This is a genomic window from Vibrio splendidus 12E03, assembly GCF_000272105.2.
Lineage (GTDB): Bacteria > Pseudomonadota > Gammaproteobacteria > Enterobacterales > Vibrionaceae > Vibrio > Vibrio splendidus_I.
Genome location: NZ_AJZD02000108.1, coordinates 1 through 4,876 on the forward strand (window position 1 = coordinate 1; position 4,876 = coordinate 4,876).

Below are 4,876 nucleotides of genomic sequence, written 5' to 3' on the forward strand. Positions count from 1 at the left end.
TTAGTTCCATTGAATTACGCAACAAAGCCGGTTCTCAGGTACGTCGAACGACGATGAGATACATTGATTAGCTGAGCCACGTTTCAATGACAGCAAGTGTAGGCGAGTAACTGAGATAGGTATTGAACAAAAACGACAGTTTTAGATTAGATAGAAAAGAGTTCTTTTTATACATTAATTTGCAACGAGTATTTGAATCTGGGTGCGTGGAGCTAAAATACTTATGTATTCCTTCACTCTTTGTTGAGTAGAACTCGCTCAACTTCTGAATGACTTTATGCTGGCCTTTATTTTGCGCTAAACAAAAATTGCATAATAATCAGGGTAATCAAGAAAACTCAGCACGTTGACTCAGATTTATAATGGAAAAATATCCCCAAATTATTCAAAAGTTTTCATTACCGACTTAGGTTTGATTCTGTCTAACATGGTTTAAATACGCATTATTTATCAGTTATGAGAAGCAGGAGTTTTAAACTATGCTCACCAAGACAAGTCATCAATTAACGACACTAAAAGCTGATTTGGCAAAGACAATACAAGACCTAAACAGCGCAAAACAACCTCTTACTTCGCTCAATCAAAATATTCGATCAGTTGAGCAAGACTTAAAGAGTGCTATCCACCTAAAGAAATATTATGTTTCAAGGCCTTATGCGGTAGCTTCCGACATAAAAAACTTCGAGGGGACTGTACGACTTAAAGAGGTTAAAAAAGGTCAGTGGGAGTTTAGGGGAGAAAGTCATAGTAAACTAAAGTGCTTTGGAAACCTTCACGTAGGGCGGCATAAGAAAGAAGTTGAGGCGGCAAGAGCTGTGATCAACCCCGTGTTTTCTGGCGCGAATCTAAAGGAACCTAAAGCGATAGACTCGTCTAAACTTAATGATTATATACAACTACGTGAGAATACTATTTCTGCACTTAATTCTAGTGTAAATGATTCTAAGGTGGAGCGTGATAAAACAAAACGACTCATTAATGAAGTTGATAATCAAATATCCAAGTTAGAGAGAAAACAAAAAGCGACCCAGGATAAAATAAAGAGCACCCGCGATGGGCTAGTTGCTATTTACAGTACTAATCATGGTGCGAAAGGAATAAACAATAGAGTTAGGCATGACTACGGCTGTGTACTAAAGACAGAACCTTCAGCTTCAATTCGCCAAGGTGCGAGTATTGAATGGAACCGTGCACACAAAGACTCGCCGTTTATTATGTCTTCAAAAGAGGACCTGGATAACGCCGTTAAAGCTCTGCATCATGGCGCAAAAGAAGCTGTTGAGTTTATGTTTGATGGCCAGAAAAAAGACACTTTTGGGATACAGTATCGAGGCTCGATGTTTAAACCTCAAGAGGGAGTTGGAGCATTAAAACAAGGGGACCGTTTTCAAATTGGTTTCATCATGTCATGCGATACAAACGAAAAAATGGCTAATAAATACGCATCAAGAAAATACCATTCAGACTCCGACACTGCTAATAGAGGTCAACAACCGGCTGTATATATTATCGAGGGAACTCCATTTAACATTGGAGCCGGTGATACCGGAGAGAATGAGAGAAACTATAAACCTGGTAGCCAATTCGTAGTTCGAAGTGTGGTAAAGAGAGGTGAGACTACTTACTTTAAATTGAAGGAAGCTAGACCTATACCTGTAAAAGACGTCAATCACACGGTATACCGCTGATTAAATGACCAATCAATAGCTTCAGTTTTGCGACTGGGGCTTGATACTATTGATATTTCCCTTTTCCCGAACGCTTTCGTACAAAGTGATTATATCTGAAGTTAAATTAAAAAACTAAGACCATAATATTTCAGGAAATACCCCGTGATATTTTTAGTCTTAGGTTGAAAAATGGCAGCTCAATCCATTCTTTACTAGTACATAAAATATGAAGCCCTTAATTTTAGGCCAACAGTTAGTGTCTAAAAAGCATAATAAAAAATTGTTTGAGAGGAAGGTAACTGAGGGAAAGATAAGAGTTACTAAAGTCTCGCAGCTATCAAAGTATGACAAGCTAAAAACTCCGGTCTTGGTGTCTAATGAAAAACTTGAACATGTTATTGATGGTACTAAATTAGAGTTTGATTTAACCGATGGAGCTGAACATAAAGATCTGCTCTTCGAACTGGCTATTCGTAATAAAGAAGTGACTAATGCACAGCCGATTAGTCATTCGAGCAAGACGCTCGATCATATTAAACGATTGGTCGTGATTGGTGACAGCTTGTCGGATTCAGAGGGGCGAATGAAGTCTAAGACTCTCGGAGTTATGTTGTCATCTAGACAGTATTACAAAGGTCGATTTACCAATGGTTTTGTTTGGGCTGATTTTATTTCTTCAGGAGCCTATTTGAAGAAGTATATGAACAGTGAGGAAGCACGTGACAACTTTAAATTGCTTAACTATGCGGAGGGTGGGGCTGTTACCGCTAAGTACTCAAAATTGAACCCAACGTTTTGGTTTATTTCCAACATGAAGCGACAAATCCATAAACATGAAAAAAAAGAAGGCTTTCAGGAAGGAGATATGGTGGTACTAGCACTAAGTGCAAATGATTATATGACATTTGATAAAACGGATGTAGAGAAGGTTGTTAACTGCTATGAAAAAGAAATTATTAAAATGGTGGTATCCAAAGGAGTCAAAAATATTCTGGTTACTGGCATCCCAGATTTATCAATAACAGCACATGCACATAAAGAGAGCGACAGTGACAGGGCTAAGATGTCAGGTCTTTCTTATCAACATAACCAGTTTTTAAAAAGTAAGTTGGAAGAGCTGCAAGAACAGTTTTCCGGTAATGGTGTTAAAATAGGCTTTTTTGATTTTAGTGGGCAGCTTTATGAATTAGTCGATATGGCTAATCAAGTTGGATACGATACTATTACAGAGGAGCAAGCTGGTTACATTGATTTACCTCGTGTGTTTGGTCTTAAAGGTAATAGTCAGCCATTTGACTCTGCACATCGTCATGTCTTTCATGATGAGGTGCATCCTAGTCAGGAAGTACATCAGATGCTAGCATCACGGATGTGTGACTTTATTGTTTCGCAGTTTGGCCGAACGAGCAAAATGACCCCTAGTGAATAGCTCATTTTTTCAAGTCGAAGTATGAGATTTAGTGGATAATAATCATCGAAGCTCACCGGACAAGGTACGCCCAAACAAATTGCGACTGCTTTTAGGCATACCTTTATTAGAGTCTTTTATATTTGAATATGAATTAGAAAATAAAGCTTAACTGAACATCAAGTTATTTTGGAACGTTGCAGTTTATAGTGAATTGCGCTGGAAGGTCATCATAAAGAATATTAATAGCGTCTCTAGTGAAACCTTCCAGTTGTTCTTGGCTACTAAAGGTTACCTCTCCAATATTTGGGTCATAGAAGGCATACTTTTCCTTACCTAGTTCGACACTCGAATAGGTTGCTACCGCATGACCACTTCTTTGGCCACTTTCGGCTAAATTTTGTCTTAGAATATGTAACTGTAGATTTCCTTGACCAAAACCCAATCGTTGCTTTTCAATACCATCAGTTTCAATACCAACGAGGTTGAAACGCTCAATGATCTCCTTTTCACCGCCAAACTGGCCGTCAAACAAAGCTGATGCTTCCTCAAAGCCTTCTATCGATCTCATGCTTTCAAAGAAGTGCGTATTGTTTGCCGTATCCTTTCCCCATTTAGCGGCTAATCCATAGCAGAGCCCGTCTTTGTTGAGTGTCTTGTTCTTGAGAAGTCCATCTTGAGTCCATGCCGTTACACTTGTGGCACCATGACTTTTTTTCAACATTGATGCTCCTGAAGCAGAATGTACTCCGGTGATGAACAGTGCTTGCAGTTCTTCTAATTTGGCTGGTTGAGTTTCTCTTTTCTCTTGCTCAGCCAAACCTACTAGTTTGTTTAGAGCCTTAGTAAAGTTAGTTTTCTTAGGGGTTGCAGCATCATTACTGTGAACCTTTGGTGCATGTTTCTTAGTACTCTTCGACTGAGCGCTATTTGGGGGGTGTTTTTCCTTTCTTCTTTGTTTAGCTTCTTGTAATGACTTCAGTGTAGGTACTTGACTTGAGTCTGTGAGTCCAATTTTAGTGAAGAAGTTAACAAGAGCACTTTTTTGTCTCTCGTTTGCTTTGTTTAATGAAGAATCACGAGCATAGGATAACCCCTTTAGCTCTGTCTTAAGCTGATTATTACGATCGCTATCAAGTTTTGACATGTTTACGAAACGGCTGATCGAATGCTCTATTCTGGTTTTGTCTTCTTTTGTCCATAGCTTCTTGTCGCCAATAGATTCACTAACCTGAACACTAAAGTTGGATTGTGTTAATGGATACTTAGCTAACATTAATGCCATGAAGCTCTTTTTTTTGAATTCACTTGTTACTAAATCAACAGTGCCCCAAGAATTTAATTCGATTCGCTCGTTCTTCAGTTGGTTTTTCTGGCTTTCAAATAAGCCTGTCATACTTGATGTCTTAATATATTCGTCTAGATTGTTTATATCTTTTACCGTGATTGTATCTCGGCCAGCTAGAATAGTTTCTAGCAAGATTTTGGCACTTTCTTCTTTTATGTTATGACGTTGCTTTAGAGTGCATATCAGTAGTTTCTTACAATTCTTAGTGTGCCTTACGCGAGATACTGGAAATGAAAAGAAAGCTTTTTTTTCCTTAACATATGCGGTTCCGTTTTTAACTCTTACCTCTTTATTTTCATCTTTGACTTGACCTAGGGATCTTTTAATATGTTCGATTGAACTGTAATTTCTTTGCGGCCTCATTGTTACCTCGTTATAGAGTGAGTAAGTGATAGTCTTCGAATTCATTAATGCTTAGAGTGGCTTTGTTGCGTAATTCAGTGGAACTAA

Annotated in this window: 3 protein-coding genes; 2 read left to right on the plus strand and 1 reads right to left on the minus strand. The window is 38.4% G+C overall.

The features are described 5' to 3' along the window. Positions 1-479: 479 nt before the first annotated feature. Together A142_RS09010 and A142_RS09015 are read left to right on the plus strand one after the other, a co-directional pair. A complete protein-coding gene (locus A142_RS09010) occupies positions 480-1,688 on the plus strand; it encodes a hypothetical protein (RefSeq protein ID WP_019824388.1) in 1,209 nt (402 codons plus the stop codon). 208 nt (positions 1,689-1,896) lie between these two features. Next, positions 1,897-3,099 carry an SGNH/GDSL hydrolase family protein gene (locus A142_RS09015; RefSeq protein ID WP_019824389.1) on the plus strand — a complete coding sequence of 401 codons (1,203 nt, stop codon included), beginning with the start codon at positions 1,897-1,899 and terminating at the stop codon, positions 3,097-3,099. A 163-nt stretch (positions 3,100-3,262) separates the two neighbouring features. Here the strand turns inward: A142_RS09015 and A142_RS09020 are convergent, their stop codons facing one another. Continuing rightward, positions 3,263-4,789 carry a YopT-type cysteine protease domain-containing protein gene (locus tag A142_RS09020; RefSeq protein WP_019824390.1) on the minus strand — a complete coding sequence of 509 codons (1,527 nt, stop codon included), beginning with the start codon at positions 4,787-4,789 and terminating at the stop codon, positions 3,263-3,265. Positions 4,790-4,876: the final 87 nt, after the last annotated feature.